Source organism: Paucilactobacillus suebicus DSM 5007 = KCTC 3549, assembly GCF_001434475.1.
Classification (GTDB): Bacteria; Bacillota; Bacilli; order Lactobacillales; family Lactobacillaceae; genus Paucilactobacillus; species Paucilactobacillus suebicus.
Genome location: NZ_AZGF01000001.1, coordinates 99,154 through 124,561 on the forward strand (window position 1 = coordinate 99,154; position 25,408 = coordinate 124,561).

General features: G+C 38.3%; 21 protein-coding genes, 2 tRNA genes and 1 other RNA gene. 4 read left to right on the plus strand and 20 right to left on the minus strand.

What is annotated here, in order from left to right:
- The first annotated feature begins 179 nt into the window (after positions 1-179).
- Together FD16_RS00495 and FD16_RS00500 are read left to right on the plus strand one after the other, a co-directional pair.
- Complete coding sequence (locus FD16_RS00495; protein ID WP_010622854.1) at positions 180-1,523, plus strand: Mur ligase family protein; 1,344 nt, start codon at positions 180-182, stop codon at positions 1,521-1,523.
- Complete coding sequence (locus FD16_RS00500) at positions 1,523-2,230, plus strand: type 1 glutamine amidotransferase (protein ID WP_010622855.1); 708 nt, start codon at positions 1,523-1,525, stop codon at positions 2,228-2,230. The genes FD16_RS00495 and FD16_RS00500 overlap by 1 nt, the downstream gene beginning before the upstream one ends.
- A gap of 74 nt (positions 2,231-2,304) precedes the next feature.
- Here FD16_RS00500 and FD16_RS00505 read toward each other — a convergent pair whose 3' ends face one another.
- The 7 genes from FD16_RS00505 to FD16_RS00535 all read right to left on the minus strand — a co-directional run bounded on the left by FD16_RS00505 (position 2,305) and on the right by FD16_RS00535 (position 9,390).
- The gene (locus FD16_RS00505) at positions 2,305-3,321 is read right to left on the minus strand and encodes a serine hydrolase domain-containing protein (protein ID WP_010622856.1); all 1,017 of its coding nucleotides are present in this window, start codon (positions 3,319-3,321) and stop codon (positions 2,305-2,307) included.
- Positions 3,322-3,330: 9 nt separating this feature from the next.
- On the minus strand, positions 3,331-5,163 hold the full coding sequence (locus FD16_RS00510) for an ABC transporter ATP-binding protein (RefSeq protein WP_010622857.1): 1,833 nt from the start codon (positions 5,161-5,163) through the stop codon (positions 3,331-3,333).
- Complete coding sequence (locus FD16_RS00515; protein ID WP_010622858.1) at positions 5,156-6,898, minus strand: ABC transporter ATP-binding protein; 1,743 nt, start codon at positions 6,896-6,898, stop codon at positions 5,156-5,158. The genes FD16_RS00510 and FD16_RS00515 overlap by 8 nt, the downstream gene beginning before the upstream one ends.
- 28 nt (positions 6,899-6,926) lie before the next feature.
- Positions 6,927-7,373 carry a MarR family winged helix-turn-helix transcriptional regulator gene (locus tag FD16_RS00520; RefSeq protein ID WP_010622859.1) on the minus strand — a complete coding sequence of 149 codons (447 nt, stop codon included), beginning with the start codon at positions 7,371-7,373 and terminating at the stop codon, positions 6,927-6,929.
- A gap of 138 nt (positions 7,374-7,511) precedes the next feature.
- Entirely contained in the window at positions 7,512-8,546 is a 1,035-nt protein-coding gene (locus tag FD16_RS00525) for a branched-chain amino acid aminotransferase (protein ID WP_010622860.1), read from the minus strand.
- Between the two features lie 395 nt (positions 8,547-8,941).
- Positions 8,942-9,014: transfer RNA gene (locus FD16_RS00530), tRNA-Glu, on the minus strand.
- 46 nt (positions 9,015-9,060) lie between these two features.
- Entirely contained in the window at positions 9,061-9,390 is a 330-nt protein-coding gene (locus tag FD16_RS00535) for a hypothetical protein (RefSeq protein ID WP_010622861.1), read from the minus strand.
- 150 nt (positions 9,391-9,540) lie between these two features.
- On the opposite strand from FD16_RS00535, the gene FD16_RS00540 reads away from it, so the two are divergent.
- Positions 9,541-9,613 (plus strand) — tRNA-Gln (locus FD16_RS00540).
- 376 nt (positions 9,614-9,989) lie between these two features.
- Here the strand turns inward: FD16_RS00540 and FD16_RS00545 are convergent.
- From FD16_RS00545 to FD16_RS00595, 12 genes are all read right to left on the minus strand, one after another.
- Positions 9,990-10,412, minus strand: a complete 423-nt coding sequence (locus FD16_RS00545) for a hypothetical protein (RefSeq protein ID WP_155804399.1) — start codon at positions 10,410-10,412, stop codon at positions 9,990-9,992.
- Positions 10,413-10,869: 457 nt separating this feature from the next.
- On the minus strand, positions 10,870-12,132 hold the full coding sequence (gene icd, locus FD16_RS00550; protein WP_010622863.1) for an NADP-dependent isocitrate dehydrogenase: 1,263 nt from the start codon (positions 12,130-12,132) through the stop codon (positions 10,870-10,872).
- The gene (locus tag FD16_RS00555) at positions 12,083-13,234 is read right to left on the minus strand and encodes a citrate/2-methylcitrate synthase (protein ID WP_010622864.1); all 1,152 of its coding nucleotides are present in this window, start codon (positions 13,232-13,234) and stop codon (positions 12,083-12,085) included. The genes icd and FD16_RS00555 overlap by 50 nt, the downstream gene beginning before the upstream one ends.
- 16 nt (positions 13,235-13,250) lie before the next feature.
- Positions 13,251-15,878: an aconitate hydratase AcnA gene (acnA, locus tag FD16_RS00560; protein ID WP_010622865.1), complete on the minus strand. Its 2,628-nt coding sequence runs from the start codon at positions 15,876-15,878 to the stop codon at positions 13,251-13,253.
- 311 nt (positions 15,879-16,189) lie between these two features.
- On the minus strand, positions 16,190-17,536 hold the full coding sequence (locus FD16_RS00565; protein ID WP_010622866.1) for a glucose-6-phosphate isomerase: 1,347 nt from the start codon (positions 17,534-17,536) through the stop codon (positions 16,190-16,192).
- 149 nt (positions 17,537-17,685) lie between these two features.
- Positions 17,686-19,209, minus strand: a complete 1,524-nt coding sequence (locus FD16_RS00570) for a sensor histidine kinase (protein WP_010622867.1) — start codon at positions 19,207-19,209, stop codon at positions 17,686-17,688.
- Complete coding sequence (locus tag FD16_RS00575; protein ID WP_010622868.1) at positions 19,206-19,928, minus strand: response regulator transcription factor; 723 nt, start codon at positions 19,926-19,928, stop codon at positions 19,206-19,208. Before FD16_RS00575 ends, FD16_RS00570 begins: the two co-directional genes overlap by 4 nt.
- A gap of 181 nt (positions 19,929-20,109) precedes the next feature.
- A complete protein-coding gene (locus FD16_RS00580; RefSeq protein WP_010622869.1) occupies positions 20,110-21,054 on the minus strand; it encodes an alpha/beta hydrolase in 945 nt (314 codons plus the stop codon).
- A 268-nt stretch (positions 21,055-21,322) separates the two neighbouring features.
- Positions 21,323-21,695: a transfer-messenger RNA gene (gene ssrA, locus FD16_RS12520) on the minus strand.
- A 105-nt stretch (positions 21,696-21,800) separates the two neighbouring features.
- Positions 21,801-22,403, minus strand: coding sequence for an aggregation-promoting factor (apf, locus tag FD16_RS00585; protein WP_010622870.1), 603 nt, complete (start codon positions 22,401-22,403; stop codon positions 21,801-21,803).
- A 135-nt stretch (positions 22,404-22,538) separates the two neighbouring features.
- Positions 22,539-23,336 carry a Cof-type HAD-IIB family hydrolase gene (locus FD16_RS00590; protein ID WP_010622871.1) on the minus strand — a complete coding sequence of 266 codons (798 nt, stop codon included), beginning with the start codon at positions 23,334-23,336 and terminating at the stop codon, positions 22,539-22,541.
- Between the two features lie 103 nt (positions 23,337-23,439).
- A complete protein-coding gene (locus FD16_RS00595; RefSeq protein ID WP_010622872.1) occupies positions 23,440-23,922 on the minus strand; it encodes a MarR family winged helix-turn-helix transcriptional regulator in 483 nt (160 codons plus the stop codon).
- Positions 23,923-24,059: 137 nt separating this feature from the next.
- Between FD16_RS00595 and FD16_RS00600 the strand changes: the two genes are divergently transcribed.
- The gene (locus tag FD16_RS00600; RefSeq protein ID WP_010622873.1) at positions 24,060-24,869 is read left to right on the plus strand and encodes a LicD family protein; all 810 of its coding nucleotides are present in this window, start codon (positions 24,060-24,062) and stop codon (positions 24,867-24,869) included.
- Positions 24,870-24,929: 60 nt separating this feature from the next.
- On the opposite strand, the gene FD16_RS00605 is transcribed toward FD16_RS00600, so the two are convergent.
- Positions 24,930-25,397 carry a universal stress protein gene (locus tag FD16_RS00605; RefSeq protein WP_010622874.1) on the minus strand — a complete coding sequence of 156 codons (468 nt, stop codon included), beginning with the start codon at positions 25,395-25,397 and terminating at the stop codon, positions 24,930-24,932.
- Positions 25,398-25,408: the final 11 nt, after the last annotated feature.

A 25,408-nucleotide genomic window follows, 5' to 3' on the forward strand; every position in this document is an offset into this window, starting at 1 on the left:
CCTTTTTCTTTGCAGATTCTTTTATAGTATAACAAATTATGGTGTTGTAACAAATAATGTTTTGTATTCAATGGTTTTAATATTTGTGATTTTACTAAATTAACGCTAAAATGAGTCGTTAAATTAAATTATCAAGTATGCTTATCTAAACGTAATTAACTATTGGAGGAAGTTTTAACATGTCGATCAGAAGTACAGTGGCCGCTGCGGCCGGTAAATCGAGTTACTGGTTTCTGCACACATTTTTACACGGAGGAAGTTCACTGCCTGGCAAGATAACAACTGCTATCGACCCTAATATTCTAAATGCATTTGGCAAAAAATATGACGTTGTGATTATTACAGGAACAAATGGTAAAACGCTCACAACGGCGCTCAGCGTTCGTGTGCTCCAACAAAAGTATGACAGTGTTTTAACAAACCCAACTGGCTCCAACATGGAACAAGGAATTGTCACCACATTTATTACGGCTCATAAGTCAAAACGTGGCAAAACACTAGCAATTCTTGAAGTTGACGAAGCTAATGTCGTCAAAGTTACCAAGTACATCACTCCAATTGCATTTGTGTTTACTAATCTGTTCCGTGATCAAATGGATCGATACGGCGAAATCTATACCACTTACGATAAAATACTAGCCGGTGTTAAATTAGCACCTGACGCCACCATCATTGCCAATGGAGACGAACAAATCTTTAACTCGCGTGAATTACCAAACCCTATTATTTATTACGGCTTCAATCACGAATTAGCAAAAGACGTGAAGGCACCGGCAAATACTGATGGTTTACTATGTCCAAAGTGTAATCACATTCTGCACTATGGATTCATTACCTATGCTAACCTAGGTGACTACTTCTGCCCTCACTGTGGTTTCAGACGTCCTACCTTGAATTATCAAGTTAACAAGCTGATTGCCCAAACACCAACAAGTTCTACGTTTGAAATTGATCACCATGAATTTACAGTACAAATCGGTGGCCTCTACAATGTTTATAACGCATTAGCAGCGTATGCTCTTGGACGCTTTTTAGATGTATCCGCAGAACAAATTCAAACAGCATTTGCAGCAGATAAAAAAGTCTTTGGTCGTCAAGAAGTCATTGACGTTGATGGTAAAAAAGTCACTTTGATTCTGGTAAAAAATCCAGTTGGCTTAAACCAGGTTCTCGATATGATTTTAACTGATAAAGATCCATTCTCATTTGTTGCACTATTAAACGCCAATTACGCTGACGGAATTGATACAAGTTGGATTTGGGACGGCAATTTCGAAAAGTTACAACAACATGATATTCCAGCATTTATGACTGGTGGAGAGCGCTATAAAGATATCACCTTCAGGCTTAAGGTGGCTGGAGTGGATGATCCTGTCATTGAACCAGACCTGACCAAAGCAATCGATAAAATTAAAGATTTACCGACTGAAAAGGTTTATATTTTGGCAACTTACACTGCTGTGTTACAATTACGCAAACAGTTAGCTGATAAAGGCTACATCAAGGAAGGAATGGAAGCATAATGGCAACTTATTCATTGAATTTAGCACATCTATATGGTGATTTGCTCAATACCTATGGTGACGTTGGCAACATTCTAGCTTTGAAATACTATGCTAATCAAATGGATGCTGAATTAACCACAACGGTCATTAGTATTGAGGAAAGTTTTGATCCAGACAAGTTTGATATCGCTTTTTTTGGTGGTGGTCAAGATTACGAACAAATGATTGTCTCAAAAGACATTCAGACTAAAAAAGATGGTATTGAAAAGTTCATTAATGACGACAAACCGATGCTTGCCATTTGCGGCGGGTATCAGTTATTAGGCCACTATTATATCGGTGCGCATGGTGAAAAAATTAATGGGATCGGCGTTTTAGATCATTACACATTGAGCCAGGATAACAACCGGTTTATTGGTGACATTACTATTAAAAATGAACAAACTGGTGAGCTTTACCATGGATTTGAAAATCATAACGGCAGAACCTTTATTGGTAAAAGTGAGCAGCCATTGGGAGATGTCGTTTCTGGGCATGGCAACAACGGTGAGGACCAAAAGGAAGGTGCCATTTACAAACAGACCTATTGCTCATACTTCCATGGACCAATTTTAACCAGAAACGGTGAACTCGCCAAGAGAATGTTACTAAAAGCACTGCACAATAAATATCCCGATGCAGATTTTACGAATCAAGAACAGCTTGAAATTAAACCCACATTTTAATTAATAAACAGAGTTAACAAAATGAGCGATGTACAAATCAATGTACATCGCTCATTTTGTATTTCAGATAATTTTTAGTAGATTTTGTCAGTTAAATAGGTATTAATTAGTTGATGACGGCGTTTCAAAAATTCATCATTGTCAGCGCTAGGATGAACTCGATTCGATAACATGATGAATCCCTGCTTGGTAAACTTATCCAGCACCATCCAAGTACCAGTAAAGCCGGTGTGATAGACAACCATGTGATCATCTGCAGCACCGCTTTTTAATACTCGCCAACCAAATGTGCGTCCATGATAACCATCCATCGGTGTCTGATCTTGAAACAGTTGTGACATTGTTTCATCACTCAGCATTCCGTTTAGATTATTCTCTACAAATGCGTGACTAAATGTTTCCAAATCGTCAAGTGTACTAAACAACCCGGCACAACCACAATGTTCTCGCAAAATGTAGGCCTTAGGGTCGTGAACAACGCCACGAATTAAGCCACGTTCCTTTTGAATCTCAGTTGGTACGCAATTGGCAGCCACAGGCCGAAACGTCGAGTGACTCATTTGCAGTGGTTGTAAAATCTGTTGACTAATAACCGTTTGAACTGGTTGATGATAGAAGGCCTCTATAATCCAACCCAAGTAGATAAAACCAATGTCTGCATACTTTACATGCTGATTAAAGTCATCACCAACTGTCAGTCCCAACAATGCCTTAGTTAAATCAGCTGGCAATAAATGGTTACGATTAGGAATATAACCGGTAATGCCTGAAGTGTGTGTCAATAAATTGCGAACTGTCACTTGGCTATCACCAAAATCAGGCAGATAATCTTGAATATAATCATCAGCAGACAACTTGCCAGCTTGAATCAATTTCATTATCAATGTCGTCGTCCCAATTACTTTTGTTAGTGATGCGACATCGTACTGAGCTCCATGCCAAAGTGGCTGAACAGTCGGAATTAGTTGTGAATGGCCAAAAACCTCACTAACTTTCTTTTGACCATCAAAAATGACATATGAAACCCCAGGAACTATTCCGTCTTCCACTAATGCATGAAGTTGTTCAATTGTTTGGCTGTACTGACTCATGAAATCCTCCTAAATCTGATTTCCCAAAAATTGACTGTTATATAGATCCGCATAGAATCCATTTTGATCCATCAATTCGTTATGATTACCGGTTTCAACAATTTGACCATGGTTCATCACAATAATTTTTTCAGCATGCCGAATAGTGGATAAACGGTGTGCAACAACGAAACTAGTTCGATTTCGCTGTAAATTATTCATTGCAGACTGAATCAATGACTCGGTTCTAGTATCAACGGAACTGGTAGCCTCATCGAGAATCAAAATTTCTGGATCCGCAACAAAGGCCCTAGCGATTGTTAATAGCTGTCGCTGTCCTTGGGAAATATTCGATGCTGATTCATCAAGAATTGTATCATACCCCTCAGGTAGTTGACGAATAAAGCTGTCAGCGTGAGCATCTTGTGCTGCCTTAAAGACATCTTCTTTAGACGCATCCTCCCGACCATACTTAATATTGTCGTAGATTGAGCCGGTAAAGAGCCAAGTATCCTGCAAGACCATCGCAAAATGACGTCTTACCTCTTCACGCGACATGTTACGAGTTTCCGTACCATCCAGATAAATATCACCACCCTGGATATCATAGAACCGCTCGAGCAGGTTAATGATGGTTGTTTTACCTGCACCCGTTGGGCCAACAATCGCCACCATATGATTGCGTTGAGCATCTAAACTGAAATCTTTGATCAATGGATTTTGATCGTAACTAAACGAAACGTTCTTGAACGCAATCTTCATATCGTTAGCTGGTTGATCTTCAATCTTTTGTGTACTATCAATCATTTCAGGTTCATCGATCACAGCAAAAATTCTCTCCGCTGAGGCAATTGTAGCTTGAATTGTGTTGGTTAAATTGGCAATCTGGGTTATTGGTTGTGAAAATTGGTTAGTGTACTGCAGGAAAGCTTGGACATTACCTAGGCTAATCTGACCATGGGCAACTTCGATTGTTCCAAGAACAGCAACCATCAGATAACCCAAGTTTTTAATAAAGTTCATCATTGGATAAATTAAAGTTGAAAAGAATTGCGCCTTCCACGAAGACTTATAGTAAACTTCATTTTGCTTTTCAAATTTATCAACTTCATCTTGTTCGTGGTTAAAAGTCCGCACTACAGTGTGTCCGGCATACGTTTCTTCAACCTGGTCATTAATTAAACCAAGCGTCGCTTGTTGCCGTGCAAATAGCTTTTGTGATCGTGGTGCAATCACACCAACAACTAATAGACTCAACGGGATCGTAATCAGTGCCACCAGTGTTAATTTCCAACTAATGGTAAACATGATGTATAGAACGCCAAAAAATGTAAGCAGGCTAGTAACAATTTGAATTAAACTTTGTTGGAGCGTCCCGGCAATGTTATCCATATCATTAACTGCACGGCTCATAATGTCACCGTTGGAATGTGTATCGTAATAACTAACTGGAACCCGTTGCATCTTAGCCTTAAAATCTTTACGTAATTGATAAACTACTCGTTGTGAAATTCGGGTCATAACAATTTGCTGAACCACACTAAAGATTGCCGACAAGCCGTAAAGCACAGCAACAACAATAATGATGTGTAAAATCTTGTCAAAATCGATGGGATACTTAGTTACATGCATCCCCATCTTCATTTCCTTATAGCCTTTCAGCATGCCATTAAAAATCTCGGTAGTCGCTTTACCCAAAATTTTGGGCGCGTTAATTGATAAAATAACTGAGGCAGCGGCTAATATTACGGAAATGACCATACCAGGAATCCAACGACCCATATACTTGAAGAGACGGCCTGCTGTGCCCCAGAAATTATGTGGAGTATCAACTAAACCCTTAGGACTGCGATGATTACGCATTTGTGCCATCTCCTTCCTCAATTTGTGAATCAATAATCTGACGGTATGTTTTATTATTATCTTTCAGTTCTTGATGTGTGCCTTGGCCAACTACTTGACCATCTTCCATCACAAGAATCAAGTTAGCATCCGCAACAGTTGATACACGTTGAGCCACAATCACCGTCACAGCTTGCTGAACTTGTTGATCTTTCTTCAATGCCATTCTTAACTTAGCATCAGTCTTAAAGTCCAAAGCGGAGAATGAATCATCAAAAACATAGATACTAGCAGGCTTAATGATTGTTCTAGCAATTGCCAGACGCTGGCGTTGACCACCAGAGAAGTTGTCTCCATTTTGCTCAACTTCGGCATCCAGTCCGCCGCTTTCGTTAACGAAATCTTTTGCTTGAGCAATTTCAAGTGCCTTCCACATATCATCATCTGTGGCATCATCATTTCCATACAACAAATTCGATCTAATCGTGCCTTTAAATAAAACTGCCTTTTGTTGAGTAATCGAGATTTTTTCGTGGAGATCATGTTGAGAAACCTGACTAATTTCCACACCATCTACCTTGATAGATCCGTGGTCAATGTTAAATAACCGTGGTATTAAATTAACCAGTGTTGACTTTCCTGATCCAGTACCACCGATCACAGCAATTGTCTGGCCAGCTTGAACATCGAAATTAACATTGCTTAGTGCATTCTTTTCCGCACCACGGTACTTAAACGAAACGTCGTTAAAAGATAACGTTGCTGGTTTATTATCATCAAATGATAATTGCTGTTGTTCATCTACATCGCTAACGCTACTCTCGCGATTAAGAACTTGATTAATACGAGCAGCTGATGCTTGTGCACGGGGAACAAACACAAATACCATTGATAACATCATAAAGCTCATCAGAATTTGAGTGGCATATGTCATGAATGCAACCAAATTACCAACTTGCATCTGCATATCAGCAATTAAATGACCTCCTAGCCAAATAATACCAATATTTGTTCCACTTAAAATTAACGTCATCACCGGAAACATAAACGAAACAATCGTATATGCCTTTGTTGCGGTGTGAGTGTAATCTGTGTTTGCACCATCAAACCGATCCTGTTCAAACTTATCTTGGTTGAAGGCACGGATTACACGAACCCCAGTTAACCCTTCACGAAATACCAGGTTGATTCGGTCAGTCTTCTTTTGAATACTCTTAAATAATGGCACTGCAAAATACATAATGGCAACCACGCAAACTGCCAGAATTGGAATAGATATTGCGAAAATAAGTGTTAATTTATGCTCACGATTATAGGCTAAAAAGCCGGCTGCAATTAACATTATTGGTGACTGCAACATCATCCTTAAAATGGTCACCATCACATTTTGAATCTGAATAATATCGTTAGTTGTTCTGGTAATTAACGATGCATCCCCAAAGTCTGTAAATTCCCGGCTTGAAAAATTAACAACTTTTGAGAACATTTGCGAGCGCAACTTTTGTCCCACTTTCATCGCTTGGGTAGAAGCAAAATAAACATTACCACCTGCTGCAACCAGGCCAATTACAGAAACGATCATCATCTTAACTCCCTGATTCCAAATGTAAGATGTATCGTTCTTTGCAATTCCTTTATCAATCAAATCTGATGTAATTGTTGGCAAATACAAATCACAACTTACCTGTACCAGTAAGAAGATCACTGCCAAACAAACGGCCCACCAGACCAGATTTTTCCGTGCAATTTTTATCATCTATTTTCCTGCTTTCTAACTGATTCATTTAGTCGCATTGCTGTTTCAATGATGAGGTCATTTTCTGCATAATTGCTTGTAATGAATCAATTTCATTTTTTGAAAGTGAACCAAACATCCAGTCTTCCATTTGTCGGCGAGCTTTCATATTTTGTTTAACGATTTGACGCCCGTGGTCAGTAATCGTGACCCTAATGATACGTCGATCGTTGTCATCACGAATTCGATTAACAAGGCCATCTTTTTCCAGCTTTTCAAGCAAATCGGTCAATGACGCCGGTCGAATATCCATTAAGTCTGCCAATTCACGTTGAGCAATGTTGTTATTATCTATCAGTACACCCAAAACATGGCCCCGTCCATGATGAATTCCTTGTTGCGACTTGGTCTGATTTCTACCAACACGACGCATAGTTTGAATCATTTCAAACATATTTTTTGAAACCTTGCCGTATTGGTCATTTCGATCGTTCATGTCAATCTCCTTTCAAAAGCTTAGGTACCTAACGGCTTACTAAATTACACTTACTAATTGTAAAAGTCAATAATTTTAAAAGATTTGGTCGCAAAAAAACGGACCATCCGTAGATGATCCGTTAAATCATTAATAAAATTAGTCGACTTGATAAATCCAACCTTCTGGAGCTTCAACATCGCCAAATTGAATTCCAGTTAATGTATCATATAGTTTTTGAGTAACTGGCCCAACTTCTGTCTCACTATAGAAAACGTGTAACTGGTCCTTGTATTCAATACCGCCGATTGGAGCGATGACAGCTGCAGTACCCATTGCCCCAGCTTCTTTGAATCGATCAAGATCATCAATAAAGACGTCTCCTTCTTCAGTATCAAGGCCCAAACGATCCTTTGCTAAGAAGAGCAGAGAACGCTTAGTAACGCTAGGAAGGATAGAATCAGATTTTGGTGTCACAAACTTGTTATCTTTTGTGATACCAAAGAAGTTAGCAGAACCAGCTTCTTCAATCTTAGTATGTGTTGCTGGATCAAGATAAACAACATCTGAATATCCAGCCTTATGTGCTTGATCACCTGGCAGTAAACTTGAGCCATAGTTACCACCAACTTTACTTTGACCAGTACCATGAGGAGCAGCACGATCATAGTATGAAGTTGTAAAGTTAGTTGGCTTAACGCCACCCTTGTAATATGCACCTACTGGCATTGCAAAAATAGTAAGGATATATTCTGGTGCAGCATGAACACCAATCGTTCCACCAACACCGATCATCAATGGACGAATGTATAACGTACCGCCAGTACCATAAGGAGGAACATAATCTTCATTTGCTTTAACGACGCTCTTAACAGCATCAATGAACTTGTCAACAGGGAAAGTTGGCATCAAAAGACGTTCACAACTGTTTTGCATCCGTTTAGCATTTTGATCTGGACGGAATAGTTGAATATGGTTATCTTTAGTTCGATATGCCTTTAAGCCTTCAAAGTCAGCTTGGCCATAGTGAAGTGCAGTTGCACCTTCGCTAATATGTAAAGTTGAATCTTCAGTTAACTCACCATCGTCCCACTTGCCATCTTTCCAATGAGCAAGAAAACGTTTTGGTAAATCCATGTATTCAAACCCTAAGTTTTTCCAATCGATTTGAGATGGTGCTGGTGCTTTTGTCATTAGTAATGCCTCCAAAAAGTATGTATTGAACTCTCATATATCTAATGAGAATTTAATAAAAGTCTAGTCATAATAGCATGTTATGTCAAGTGTGTAATATAAATTTGTACGTAAATTGAGCCTTGAAGCGACGCAGTTTTACTAATATTGGTAAAAGAATTGAATGCCGTATAATTTTAGGTTGTAAAACAATGTTGTTCTAATTTTATGATTCAAATATCATTGAACAACACATAATATTAAAATTTTTGATATTTGCTTATTAAAATCACAAATAATACTCATCAGCAATAATTAACGCCGTTAGTGTTATTTAAAATACAAAAAAATCACATCCAAGTAAATTTGAATGTGATTTTTAAAATTCGTTATAAATGCCGTTATATCAACAATTATCACCCGCACGGGGATCGAACCCGTAACTCCGCCTTGAGAGGGCGACGTCTTAACCAATTTGACCAGCGGGCAAAAATACAATAAATAGTATATCTGTAATACCGGTCAGTGTCAAGAATTATTCAAACGATAGCTCAATTAAAAAAGCCTTTCTGTCCATCAAATGAGATGTTGTTATCCAAACATCATGAAAATTAGGGATTTCTCGTTTTGTCATTTCGTAAAAATAATCTAATAGATCACCGTTTTTTGCTACAAATCCCTCAGTTAGCCGATTAACCATTAGCTGCTGATCCGGAAAATAAATATCTTGATCCGCGACCTTAAAACTGTCAGAAATGCTAAGTGTTAATACATTACCGTACTTGAGCGGTTCAGTCTGCACCATTTCTGGGTGTGATTTCATATGAGTGAGAACATAGTAGATCGAATCAGAATTACTAGCCATCAAAAATGCCCCTTTCAATATTAACCAAATTCATTTTACCAAAAGATTTAGAAATTAGATAATTTTGATTTTTTTGAAAAATATGGTTGATTCTATTTAATTCGTTCTGTATAATTATTATCGTTCGTTAGCAATAGCGAAAGTGATTATTGGGTATTCGCCAAACTGGTAAGGCACCGGACTCTGAATCCGCAATTTACTGGTTCGAGACCAGTATACCCAATTACGAAAAGTTGGCTGTTATCATTAACGCTTAAAAGCGTTGGTATAACAGCTTTTTTTGCGAACAATTCCATTGGTATCTCAAATATTTCCACTAAAGTAATCTAGGCTTCATTTTAAATATTAATATAATTTTTTTATATATTATTGATACATCTTTCTTGATTTATATTTAGTCTAAGTGTATAGTCACTATCAATAATCAAGTTACTTCTCCAAACTTGATTATCCCCCTATTAAGTTTGTTTTGGACCATCACTCCGATAATTACTAAGCTGGTTAGTAATTTATATTTTTAGAATATTGATGTTCAACATTTGCTTTAATTAACTTCTAGAAAAGGACCGATCACATTCAGTGATTGGCCCTTTTTATTATCAAAAAATAGTTAGTAGTGACGTACTGTGCAGAACATCAACTAGTGATTGTGCACTGCTCAATTCAAGATGTAATGACATCATGACAGGGATTGAGATAAATGGAATAATGAATAGCGTAAATATTGAGAACCAACTAAACAGGTGCTCACCTTTAGACATTTTATTTCTTCGTTCGGGTGACACGTCGATAAAAGTTGGCAAATAGCCTAAGCCGTGAACAATCGCATTGTAAACCAAGTGAATAATCGCCCACGTTCCTAATATCAAGTATAGATTAAACCATCGTGAACCGACTGAGAACTCAGACGTAAATATGCTGGGCATATTAAGCCACATAACAAAAGTCATCGATAAAATTGCTAGCGATAATATTAAAAGTCCCCATTTTCTTTCCATACCTTTTTGTGCAGTCCGAGTCATGTCCTCAGTCCTTTCATTTTTTAATACTTGAGGATTATAGCACAGCAATTGCACGTATAAAACACTCTTTTTTTGTTTTTTTCGTGAACAAATGTGTTTGTGAAACACCGTACGTATACGTTTTCATAACATTTTCAACATTTTTTGTAACCGATTAATTATGATTATATCAATAAGGTTTATCTATCAATTTTATTTTTAATATTAATAACATTTCCAACAAAGTATTCAATTAATTCGTCAATAAATAATTTATTCACAAGGCTTTATTACGCATCTTATAAGTACTGATTGTCAGAACTACATAGAGTTGTAAACTGTATCAAAAGCTGTCTTTCATTACATAACCTACTTCCAGATCAGATATTTGTTGACGCTCACAAAAAATCACTCTCTATCCTAACTGGATGGAGAGTGATTTACGACACGTTAAAATAACGTGATATTTTGTTGCTATTTACAAATGTTCAGCAATGTATTCACCAAAACCACTAGTACTCAGCACATCGGCTTCAGAACTCGTTGCAAAATCTTCTGTCACATGTTTATTCTCGATTGCATTCCTAATTGATGACCTAATCAAATTTGCAACTTCTGGCCATCCCAAATAATCAAACATCATTGTTCCAGAGAGAATAATGGACGTTGGGTTAAGTTTATTTTGACCAGCAAACTGTGGTGCCGTTCCATGTGTTGCTTCAAAAATGGCATGACCGGTTTGATAATTAATATTACCACCTGGGGCAATACCAATACCTCCAACCTGTGCGGCTAAAGCATCTGAAATATAATCACCATTCAGGTTCATCGTAGCGACTACTTCAAAATGCTCAGGAAACAATAACGCCTGCTGAAAAAAGTTATCGGTAATTACATCATTAATAATTATCTTACCGTTACGTTTAGCTTCATTCAGAGCCTTATCTGCTGCTTCATTACCTTCAGCAGATTTAATTTTGTCATATTCTGGCATTGTAAAAATCTGATCTGCATATTCCTCTTGAGCTAATTCATATCCCCATTTTTTGAACCCGCCTTCGGTTTTTTTCATGATGTTACCCTTATGAACTAGTGTTAAAGTATGGCGATCATTTGCTAGCGCATATTCTAGTGCCGCTTTCACCAATCTCTTCGATCCTTCACTAGACACCGGTTTAACTGCAAAAGCTGCTGTATCTGGAAAACGAACTTTTTCCAGCTGTCCTTGCGTAGCTAATAATTTTTTTATCTCATCTGCTTCGTTACTACCAATATCTGCCTCGATACCCGCATAAATATCTTCCGTATTTTCTCTAAAAACATCAATATTAACTCGTTCCGGATGTGTTACAGGTGACGGTGTACCCGGATAGTAGGTCACTGGACGAAAACATGCGTATAAATCCAATTTTTGTCTCAACGTTACGTTAATTGAACGGTGGCCCTGGCCAATTGGGGTTGTTAGTGGTCCCTTAATCGCTACCAGATTATCACGTAATGCTTGTAGTGTCTCATCAGGTAGCCATTGGCCAGTCTGTTCAAATGCGGCCTCCCCTGCCATCAGAGGTATCCACTCAACTTTACGCGTACCCTGGTATGCTTTTTTTACGGCAGCATCAAAAACTATTTGGGCTGCATGCCATATTTCTGGTCCTATTCCATCACCTTCGATGAATGGAATCGTTGGATGATCACTTGTCTTTACTATCCCGTTCACTATCTGAATGCTTTTTTTGCTCATTTTCCTGACTCTCCTTTTCGTATCCCGGATAATGACGGTTAATTGGGCCAACATATTCTGACGACGGCCTAATCAAACAACCATCCGCCTGTTGCTCCATAATATGTGCAAGCCAACCTGCTGTTCTGCACGCCGCAAACATGGTTGTAAAAGTTGATTTATCCAACCCTAGGCAGTGATAAATAAGAGCGGTGTAATAATCGACATTAGGGTGGAGATGTGTTTTTTCAAACATATAATCTCTAATTTGCTCTTGTAAGTTGAAATATACTGAATTATTTGTGTTTTCTGCAATTTGTTCAGCAATACCACGTAAAATTTTTGCGCGAGGATCCCCGTCTTTATAAATTCGATGACCAAATCCCATGATTTTTTTCCCAGCGGCCATTCTTTCATTAACGTAATCAATTGGCTTTTGCCCGGTAGTTCTAATATCTTCCAGCATCTTAAATACCTGCTCATTAGCGCCACCATGAAGTGGTCCTTTTAACGCACATACAGCCGCTGTGAGGCAAGAATAATAATCTGCTTGAGTCGATGCGACCACCCGCGCCGTAAAAGTTGACGCATTAAATTCATGATCCGCATGCAATACCATGACGGTGTTGAACATTTTTACTTGCTGTGAAGTCGGGCAACGTCCTGTAAACAAATACATAAAGTTCTCAACCACACCCCACTGAGGATTAACTTTCATTAACTCTTGGTTATCCCTCAGTCGAATAATTGCGGCAATCGCCGTCAACATCTTTGATAAAATTCGTAACGGTTCATCGCGCTTAGGATTATTGTGTGTCGTCCCAAGTAATGAAACCGTCGTCCTTAAGATACTCATTGGGTGTTGTGGTTCCAGGGCAATGTATTTCATCAATCTGATTGTTTCATCTGGTAGAACCATATCAGATACCATTTGCTTGCGCACTTCCGTTAACTGCGTTTCCGTCGGTAATTTTTTGTGCCAGAGCAAGTAAACAACCTCTTCGTAAGGTGCTTGACTTAACTCCTGAATTGGATATCCAGCATAGGTCAAAATTGCGTCTTTGGTTGAACTAATTTTTGTTTCTGAAATAACAACTCCAGCTAATCCTTCCGGTAATTTCATTTTGTCGCCCCCTGACTCAGTCCTTTTGCTCATTAATTTTATCCTGGACAATCAACGGCAAAATCCCATCATGTTCATAGTATGTCCAATCAATTGGCGTATCGAATCTAACTCTAGTATCAAACTTAGTCGTTTTACCACCCTTTGAGGCTGTTACGTGGGCGATTTGTCCGTCTAATTCAATCGAAAATATCTCTGTCCCATCCAGCCCCAATTTTTCTGCAGTTTCTCCATCTTGGTATTCCAACGGAATCACGCCCATCATTGCCAAATTAGAACGATGAATTCTTTCGAAGCTTTCAGCAATAATTGCCTTAACCCCCAGCAGTTTAACTCCTTTAGCGGCCCAATCTCGAGACGAACCCATGCCATAGTCTTTACCCGCCAAAATTACTAATGGTGTCTTATCTTCAAGATACTTACGAGATGCATCAAAAATAGTCGTCTGTTCACCCGTTGGTAAGTATGTGGTAAAACCGCCAACTGTCCCCGGAGCCAACTGATTTTTTAGCCTAATATTAGCTAATGTCCCACGCATCATTACCTCGTGATTTCCACGTCGTGAACCATAAGAATTAAAATCACGAATACCGATTCCTTTGCTAATTAGGTAACGACCTGCTGGTGTTTTAGAACCAATGAACCCTGCTGGCGAAATATGATCCGTCGTAATTGAATTACCAACTTTTGCTAATGCTCGCATGCCATCAATACGACCAGGTTGATTCCCATCGCCATTAAAAAATGGTGGTGAAGCAATGTACGTTGATTCGCCATCCCACTGGTATGTGGCAGACGTTGGAGCTTCAAGAGCATTCCAAGTTTCATTTTGCTTAAAAATTGATTGGTAATTTTCAGAAAATTGTTTTGGTGATAAATACTTATTCGTCAACTCAGCAATCACATCATCTGACGGCCATAAGTCTCGCATGTACACTGGGTTTCCATTTTTATCATTTCCAATTGGCTGTGTAGTTAAATCAATATCACAGGTTCCAGCTAATGCGTAAATAACAACTAGTGGTGGCGAAGCCAAGTAGGTATCTTTAACAAGTGGATTAACTCGACCTTCAAAGTTGCGATTACCACTTTCTACGGCTGCAATCGGATATGGATCATTACTCAAACGTGTCTGCAGATCCTCTAGTAGTTGGCCAGAATTACCAATACAGGTTGTACAACCATACCCAACCAAATTAAATCCAATTTGATCCAAATATGTCTGAAGCCCCGCAGCTTTTAAATACTCGACTACCACTCTAGAACCAGGTGCAAATGAAGTTTTAACGTAGTTAGGTATTTTCAATCCTAATTCAACCGCTTTTTTGGCAATTAAACCGGCGGACAAAAGCACCTGCGGATTTGAAGTATTAGTACAACTCGTAATTGCAGCAATTCCCAAAGATCCAGGCCTAAGTTCAAACTTTTTATCATTAACTTCCACCGGATAAGCAGGTAGTTCACGCCTATCATCAAACTGCTGTGGCATCTGTGCTAGCTTAACCAAGTCTTGAGGCCGATTAGGCCCAGCAACACTACTTTCAACTGTTTCTAAATCTAGTGACTCATCTTCACTGTAATGACGAGTTTCATTATCGTTATAATATAAATGATTAGTCTGCGCATATTTAATTACCAAATCGATCAGATCAGATGGTCGATCCGTTAATTTAAGATAGTCAATCGTTTGATCATCGATTGGAAAGAACCCACAAGTAGCTCCATATTCGGGCGCCATATTAGCAATTGTCGCTCTGTAGGCTAACGGTAGGTTTTTTAGTCCTGGACCATAGAACTCAACAAATTTCCCCACAACTTGGTGTTTCCTGAGTAAGTTAGTTAGTGTTAACGCCAAATCAGTAGCAGTTACACCCGCTCCTAATTTTCCAGTCAATTTAACGCCAACAACCTTCGGTATCTGCATAAATGAAGTTTCTCCAAGCATGCTAGCTTCGGCTTCAATACCTCCAACACCCCATCCGAGTACACCTAGGCCATTGATCATGGTTGTATGGGAGTCGGTTCCCACCAATGTATCTGGAAATACTTCTGTTGTTCCATCATCTGCCCTCTTTTGCATGACAACGGTTGCCAACCGTTCCAAATTAACTTGATGAATAATCCCTGTGTCTGGAGGAATAACTGTTAAGTTGTCAAAACTATTTTGAGCCCATTTCAAAAATGTGTACCGTTCATTATTTCGTTCAAATTCCTTTTTTACGTTAAACGCAAATGCCGTTTCATCGCCTGAACGATCTACCTGTACTGAATGGTCGATCACCAAGTGTACTGGCACCTCTGGATTGATTGCCTGTACATCGCCGCCCTGTTTCGCAACGGCATCGCGCATTGCAGCTAAGTCAACCAACGCCGGAACTCCGGTAAAATCCTGTAAAATCACTCGCTCTGGCTTGTAAGCAACATCCATTGTGTGATGCTGGTCCCAATCAACTAATGCATCAAGTTCTTTTCCTTGAGTTTGACCATGATTGGCACGGCGAACTGCCGCCTCCAATAAAATTCTAATCGTGTATGGTAACTCGTTAACTACTTGATTATGAGCTGTCAAAAATCCGTCAATATCAGCATAATGATATGTTCGATTGTTTGACTTAAAACTCTTTTCAAATTTCGTATTTGTCAACTATTTCACCATCCTTAACTTCAAATGTTTGTCAATTAATTGTTTTTCTAATTTTATTCTCATTTAAATGACATACATTCAATCTAAAACAACTCAATGATGGCGTCAAGTAAGCCCTTTTTTCTTGTTTAAAATCATTCTAATTAAAATTTAATAATGATTTGAATTTACAAACTTTTATTAAGTATTTTTATGTATAACGTTAAATTATTAATGATTTCAATGTTTTAAATAAATTTATTTTTTTATTTTATTGGTAATAAAAAAAGGTTAAACATCAAGTCGATGTCTAACCCTTAGTTATTTTGACTTTATAATCGTGACCTTAAATCGTCACCGATTTTTTCAAATCCTGGTTTACCAAGTAATCCAAACATATTAGTCTTATATGCTTCAACGCCAGGCTGATTAAACGGATTAATACCATTTAAGTACCCTGAAATACCAATTGCTACTTCAAAGAAATAAATTAAGTACCCTAACGTAAATTCGTTTTGTTCTGGAATATTAACTGTCATTACAGGTACACCACCGTCCACGTGTGCAAGAACAACAGCTTGATAAGCCTTTGTGTTAACGTAATCCATTGACTTACCTTCCAGATAACCAAGACCATCAAGATCTGTATCTTCTTTAGGAATCTCGACATCATGATTTGGTTTGCCAACTTTAACAACAGTTTCCATCAAGGTTCTTTGGCCTTCTTGGATGTATTGACCTAATGAATGCAGGTCAGTAGAAAAGTTAGCTGATGAAGGATAGATACCCTTTTGATCCTTACCTTCAGATTCCCCCGCTAGCTGTTTCCACCATTCGGCAAACATCGTCATGGTTGGTTCGTAGTTTTCAAGTAATTCGGTAGTGTAGCCCTTACGATACAAAATATTACGGTAGGCTGCATATTGATAAGCTTCATTCTTAGTCAAGTCAGCATCACTGTAATCACCCTCGGCAGCCCGCGCGCCAGCCATTAATTGGTCAATATCGGCACCAGCGGCGGCGATGGGTAACAATCCAACGGCGGTTAGCACTGAATAACGACCACCAACGCCATCTGGAATGACAAATGATTCATATCCTTCAGCATCGGCTTCAGTCTTTAAAGCACCTTTTTGACGATCAGTCGTAGCATAAATCCGACTGTTGGCACCTTTTTCACCATACTTTTTGATCAATAGTTCCTTAAAGATTCGGAATGCGATCGATGGTTCAGTTGTTGTTCCTGACTTAGAGATAACGTTGACTGAAAAGTCACGGTCTCCAATTAATTGAATTAAATCGTGAACGTATGAAGAACTCAGCGAATTACCAGCAAATAAAATTTGTGGTGACTTACGGTCCTCGTCACGCTGTGCTTGATAGAAGGCACCATTTAAGAAATCAATAGCAGCCCGTGCGCCCAAGTAAGAACCGCCAATTCCAATCACAACTAGTACCTTGGAATCAGACTGAATTTTAGCAGCTGCTTTTTGAATTCGTGCAAATTCGTCCTTATCATAGTCAGTTGGTAGATGAAGCCAGTCAATGTAATCAGCCCCTGCTCCCGTACCTTTGCGTAGTTCATCATCGGCTGCACTAACCATGGCCTGGAGTTCGCCAAGTTCATTGTCGTGAACGAATGTCTTTAAACTGCTAGTATCAAATGAAATATGTGCCATCCATAAAACCTCTTTCTATTCTAATTAATTGGTATAGATAATATTATCGAAGCAATTTATTCCTTACAAACTAATATTCTACCCCGTTAGTGGCGCTTTCACAACCATAAATCAATAAAAAAAGAAATAATTGGTCTATATTAAACCAACTATTCCTTTTCTGCATCATTGATCGACTGGTGCTTTGCATGTTCACGATCTGGGAAGAATACTGTAAACGTTGTGCCCTTACCGTAGTCACTTTCAACATTAATAGTCCCTCCATGCAGATCAATCAATTGATGAACAATTGCTAGCCCAAGCCCAGATTCACCGTACTTAGTATTCATTCGTGAACGATCTGCTTTGTAGAATCGTTCCCAAATGTTTTTAACCTGTTCTTCAGTCATACCAATCCCGGTATCACTAACCTTAAATTCACTACCGTCATCAACTTGTCGGCCAGAAACCGTAATTGTGCCATTTTCAGTAAATTGAATAGCATTTTGAATGATGTTAAACAAGATTTGAACAAATCGGTCGTAATCCGCATATGTCATCACCGTTTCCGGAGTTTCAATCTTAATTTCATCATTTTGAGTAGCAGCCTTTTTACCAAGCTGAGTCGTCAGATTGTGCAACACATCTGCAGAATTAAACACCTTACGCGACATCGAAATTTGATTAGTTCTAATTTTTTCATAATCTAAATTATCGTTAACCAAACGAATTAAACGTTTAGTATCATTTTGCATCAGTTTGATACTATTTGCCTTATCCTCTTCAGGAATTGCATCATAGGCTAATCCTTCTAGCAATCCATTAATAGTCGTCAATGGTGTTCTCATTTCATGAGCCGCATCTGCCATAAATTGCCGACGACGATTTTCTTGTCTTTTGATTTCTTCTTGGGACGCCTGTAGTGAATCAGCCATTTTGTTAAAGTCTTCTGACAGATCACTAAGCTCATCATGACTTTTAACTTCCAAATTAACATCATAATTACCCTGAGCAATTTGGTGAGTAGCCAGTCTCATCTTATCAATTCTTCTCGTTGTCGACCTTGCTAGCATATAGCTAAGCAGCAAAGCAACCAACGATGACACGACAAACGCAATCCACAAATTTTCTCGAATTTGGGCCATATTACCCTGAATATCCGAAACGAAAGAACCAATGGAAACAACTGCAATCAGCTTTCCTTTGTAGAAGTAAGGCCTGATAACGTCAGTCATTAACGGTCTATCAGTGCTCTTAGTAGTATCTTTATTATTCTTCTTACTACCAGAACTCATATTCTTTGCGTTTGGTCGAGCAGGACGATCCATCATTTTATGGAGCGTCTCACCGGCCTTCAATTTCTTCCAGTCAGACTTAGTCAGCACAGCAGTGTACGTCGAGCTTGAGTAAGTAATCTTCTTTTTGGAATTATATATTGTAAAATGGACATTTTGCCTTTGCAGCAACTGAGCGTTGTTTTGAAGTGGCATGGTTGTTAGCCCTTCAAACTGCTGTGTTGATGTATCATATCGCATGGAGTCTTCAATCAGACTATCCGAATAATTTTGCAATTGCTTCCATTCATTCGTGTAGAGCATCCGATTGGTAACATTAATGAACATGATCCCAACAATTACAATTAACGTCAGAATAACCGCAAAAAAGCCCAGCATCTGCCGATAAATTAATTTCATTTAGTCGCTCCACTGTCATCAAATTTGTAACCAACACCCCAGACGGTCTGAATAACCTGAGGACCAACTTTTTCAATCTTTTGACGCAATTTTTTTATGTGAGCATCAACAGTTCGTTCATCACCATAATATTCATAGTCCCAAACCAGTTGCAACAACTGTTCACGTGAAAATACTTGCCGTGGCTTTTGCGCTAACGTCTTTAGCAAATCAAATTCCTTGGGTGTTAAATCTTGAACTTGTAGATCATTCAAGTAAACCTCACGAGTCTTCGTGTTCAATTTGAAATGATCAGTAATAACGTCAAATTGATTATCATCATTGCTAGGAGCCTGAGTGCCAATGGTGTTAAGTTCACTACGACGATACAATGCTTTAATACGAGCGATCAGCGTAATTGGACTAAATGGCTTTGTTACGTAGTCATCTGCCCCCATTTCAAGGCCTAATACCTGGTCACTTTCTGAATCTCGAGCAGTCAGCATAATGATCGGAACTGTTGGTGACATCTTTCTCAATTCAGCTGCAACTTGCATGCCATCCATCTTGGGCAAGTTTAAATCGAGCGTAACAATATCCCAGTCATTGACATCATCCTGGAACATCTGGACTGCCTCCTCACCATCGTAGGCAAAATGAGCGTCCCAATTTTCTTTCTTAAAAAACATCGCCATCATTTCTGACACTGACTTATTATCTTCAACCATTAATAATTTCATGAGTTAATCTCCTCCCGAAAGCGGATTATTTGTATTTAGTATACGGCTTTTAAGCTTTTTTTAATAGCTCGATTACCTTAACATTGAATAATTGTACTAAACACTTATAACGAATCATTGATCAGAATGTGAAGAAAAAATGATGATTAGCTAGAAAAAATCATAAAGACAATAGGATAAATCAATTCAATGTATAGCTAATATACTCATCAATAAAGCGTTGTACCCTCTCCTTATAGCGTTCTGGATCAACCCAGAAGCTTTCTGCATGGGTTGCATCCTTAACGATCCACTTTTGCTTTGGTCCACGAGTAGCTGCAAAATTTGCATCGACCATCGCCAATGGTACATAACTATCTTTTTCTCCATGAATAAATAAAATTGGTCGATAGTTATGTTTAAGTTGGTTAATTGATGATACTTGTTTTAGTTGGAAACCTTGTTTCATTAAATTAATCGCACTAACTGCTGGTAAAAATGGATACTTAGGTAAATGAAAGGTCTTCTTTAACAAATAACTCATTTCATCGTCAATGTTGGAGTACCCACAATCAGCAATAATACACCGCACTTGTTCAGGTAACTTTTCACCACTCAACATTTCCATTGTGGCACCACCCATTGAAACACCATATAACACGATTCGTGTTTCTTTACCATTGTAATCAATTAGCTTGTTAATCCAATCTTGATAATCCAATCGATCAAGCCATCCAAAAGAGATATATTTACCACTAGATTTACCATGCGCGCGATCATCCGGCATCAAAACATTGTAGCCCAACTCATGAAACATTTTGGCATAATTCGCCATGGTTTCACCGTTGCCCTTGTACCCATGTGCAATAATGACCGAATCAGTTGTTTGAATTGTAGCCGGCAGGTATGTGGCGCTCAATTTGATGTCATCGCTACTAGTGGTCACATGCCAAGTTTCAATTGGTTCAGCATTTAGCCAATTAACATAGTCATAATACTGGTCAGCATACTTTTGCTTTTCCGCAGACGTTTCCGGTACTTTATCAACTCTATTAAACGCAAAACTATACAGTTTTTCAGCAGCTCCCATGGTGCCGGCAGCCACTACTAAGGGAGCCATCAAACTCATTGCTGTCTTTTTTTTCAAATCAATTTCCTCCTTGCCATATGTCACTTCAATTATGCGTGTTTAATGAGCCATTTTACTATTACAATGTGGATTAGTCACTAACATCGGATAATTATTAACGCATTTTAATCAGTTTAAGTTATGATCTAAGATCAACTAATGACCAAATCATGTCTTTTTTTAAGATAAATAAAAAAGACGCTGACTCAATAAAAAAACTCTAAGCACTGTCATACCAGCTCTTAGAGTTACTATTCAATAATGCACAAAATCACTGAACATTATTATATGGAGATGAGGGGAGTCGAACCCCTGTCCAAGCATATCGCCATTCCAACGTCTACACTCATATCTCAACTATTTAAAGTTTCGCTCATCAAAACGCCGCTGATCAGGGCTCTCAAGATAAGCTAGTCCGATTAGTCTCTTCTGATTGCTACAGACTGAAGCTCACAGCGTAAGTTCACTAAAATTTAGGACCCAGTAACGAACCGTGAGCAAACCCGGCTGGATCTACACCCGCTGGTTATTAAGCAGCTAAAGCGTAAGAATTGTTATTATTTTTTGCAGTTATAATAAACTGAGCGTTTTTACGAAGCCGCAACCTTCGAAGCGCAGTTAAAACTCGACCTATACCTGTCGAATCCATAAACATCCCCATAAATACAACGATAATTGTACCACAAAACAAAGGTTCTGCCCACGAATATGGATTCAAAAAAAAGACCGAGAAGTTATCCTCAGTCTTATAAATTCAATTTATTTTAGTACCAGCCATTTGCTTCCCAGTGAGCTTTGGCAGCTGACCATGATCCGTAACGGCTTGAAACGTAATTATTAGCAACGCGTTCTTGGTTGGCTGCTGAATAGTCACCGCCAAGGTATGAACGGCTTAATTGGTACTTACCGTAGTAGTTACCATTTGAAGCAGTGTATGAGCCGCCTGATTCACGTCCAGCAATCCAAGCCTTAGCTGAAGCATCAGAGCCACTAGCTGAAGTAGTTGAAGTAGTCGTTGTTGTGCGTGCTGGTGCTTGTGTACTTTGAGTGTTGTTTGATGAAGATGTTACAGATGGTGTTGATTGAACTTCGGCCTGCGTAGCCTGCTTAATCTGACCGTCACTCTTAATCAATAACTTTTGACCTACATAGATTACATTAACATCGTTAATCTTGTTAGCTTGAGCTAATGAGTTAATTGAATTTGTACCACCAGCATAATTTGCGGCAATTTCTGAAAGGGTATCGCCAGACTTAACAGTGTAGATTTCATCGGCGTTAGCTGTGATAGCTGTTGCAGCAACCCCAAATGCTGCTGCGCCAAGCGTTGTTGCTGAAATCTTCAGTAGGTTCTTTTTAATATCCATAGTTTATATATCCGCTCCTATTATCTTTGTTATGTTCCCAAGTAATATTCAACGATGCATATAATAAACTATAGACATTACTAATCTGTAACACAGATATTTCTTTTTATATTAATTTTGTCATTTTAGTAACAATTAGAAATAATTATCAATAAATGCGGCTACCCCATCATCATCATTAGATAAGGTAACATCAGTACCTAGCCGTTTAATTTCTGGTTTACCGTTGGCCATTACAACGCCAACCTTGGCATTCTGTAACATTCCCGCATCATTCTCTGCATCTCCAAAAGCCATTAAATTACTAAAATCCCAACCATAATGAGATAGGAGTGATTTCAAGCCAACTGATTTATCCATATCATGATCCAAAAATTCTAGGATCTTAGGTTGTGATCGAACAACATGATACTGCTGATCCATTACTGGCGTAATTTCTGTTACCACACGATCCAAAATATCTGCATCAGTTGCCATCACCGCCTTTGTATAAGCTTGGTCTGGAATTTGATCAAAGCTTTGAGGTGTGAACTCAATATTAGCATTGAGCATTTTTTGGTAAACAGATGGTGTTAGGTCAGTAATTGGATACACTTGTTCAAAATCTAGAATATCTAATGGATATCCGCCATTGACACAAAAATCATGTAGTAAGCCTAGCTGGTCTTTTTGAATTCCTTTTTTAGCTAACGGAATACGGTCTGGATTTTGAATTACCAGTGCTCCATTAAATGTGATTGTATAATCTTCTGAATCAGTCAGACCTAGCTGTTCAATGTATTTCCAAATTGCATTAATTGGCCTTCCAGTACAAAGGACGACCTTGATACCCTCTTCAGTAATCTTTTTTAATGACGCTTCGTTTTTCGGGCTAATCTTTTTATCCGAAGTTAGCAATGTACCATCTAAATCGAGTGCTACCATTTTTATCATATTATTTAAGTTCCTCCAGTTATAAAAACAATTTTACATCATTTGGGACAAAAAAAGAGAAGATTCTGACCAATCTTCCCCCAATTTAACTTCTATTTTATGCTTACCGCTCATCTTCAGAATTTATTACCTCAGATGTGTTTTTTTCTGCCTCTTGTTTAACAATCAACTCACCAAAGTCTTCCAGTAACTGAATAACTTCTTGAGCTTTATCTTCTCCAAAGATTTGTACCCATCCAGAAAAACGATCAGTCACGTTATCACTAATTTCTGCTTCAACCCGCTTACCTTCCTTGGTTAAATGCAGAAATAATCGACGCCGGTCATTAGGATCAGCACGCTGATATACATATTTGTGCTTCAGCAACACCTTAATTTGACGAGAAATTGCGCTACGCGTGACCTGACGCTGATCAGCAATATCCATCAGCATTATTTTCTTTTGCGTTGCAATATCATGCAAAATCAAATACTGTTCAAACGATAAGTAATATTTCGTTGCTGGTTCCGAAATAAAACTATCAAGTGACTTAAGAGTCGACATATACAAATTAATAGCTTTGTTTAGTAAATCCTCAGAAGCCATCGTAATCACCTTTTTTCTTTGTTAAAATCAACCTAGACTCCATCAACACAACATATTAGCAAAAATCATCTTTCTCCATAAAATATGCTACATTTTGGACAATCTGTCAACTCATTAATATTTAGGGGCGTTAACTTTTGAATTTAAAACCAATTCATAAAATTGAACTTAATTTGCTTGAAACTTTAATTATGATTTGCCGCCAGTATTCGCTCAACTATTTTCTAATTGGCGGGTCGCTACTTGGCTCCATTAGGCATCAAGGGTTTATTCCATGGGATGATGACTTAGACGTTGGTATGCCACGTAATGATTACAACCAACTGTTAAAACTAGCGCCGGGCTTTTTGTCACATACATCCTATTTTCTTCAAACACCTTTTACAGATCATGACTACGGTTTGAGTTATGCTAAATTAATTGATACGGACACAAGTGTGGAAGAAATTAATAACATTAATAATGCGAAAAAGGGCATTTTCATTGATATTTTTCCTTTCGATAAGATACCCGATAGTTCGGCCGATAGATCTTCGCAAATGGCCAAGCTAAAAATGCTTGATGGCTCGATCATGGTTAGACTTGGCTACCATATTGTTGACACACCACTTTCGAAGCTTAGTAGACCACTCACTGTTAGGCAATACAACTCGGTTCGTCAGCTCAAACATCGGAGAGATAATGTCCTGCAGGAATATGACGATACAAACGGTTACCTAGTAAAAAATCTAGCGTCACAATATAAATACGAAAAAGAAATAATGACTCTTGATCAAATGAATAACTTGGAAACTCACATGTTTGAAAATCTTAGCGTTAACGTTCCAACTGATTATGATAACATTTTAACCCAACTATACGGTGACTACTTAAAACTGCCGAGTTCAAATACGCGTAACCCTAAACACTTTAAATATGTTGAAATTAACGGTTTAGAAATTATCTAGTTAACTTAAGCATTCAAAAAGAGCGAAATTTAAAATTTCGCTCTTTTTGATTAACTATTTTTATCTAACAACAATTACTGAACAAGGTGCGTTCTGAGACATGTAACTGGCCTGTGAACCGATAAAAATACTACTCTTATCTTGGGTTTCTGATCCGCAAACCAATAAATCTGGCTCAAATTGTGGAATAGTCTCTCTGACAATTTTTTTGCCAGGCTTACCTTCACCTAGAAATCCTTCCACTTCATCAACACCAAAATCTTTGGCTTTCTGAACATACAGATTAACCGCTGATTCCATCTCCTGCCGTCGTCCTTCAATAACATCAGGTTGGAGACTGTCATACACGCTTAAATCGTCTGTTTCTAAAATAGTTACAATGCCAAGCGGTACTTTATATGAATTAGCCAGTGTTACAGCATAGCAAAAGGCTTTTCGAGACGAACTTGAATCATCTTCATCGACAGCCACCAGAATTTTTTTAAAAGTCATTGGCTGTACGTCAAAATCAATATTACTATTACCCATTGAGAGCACCT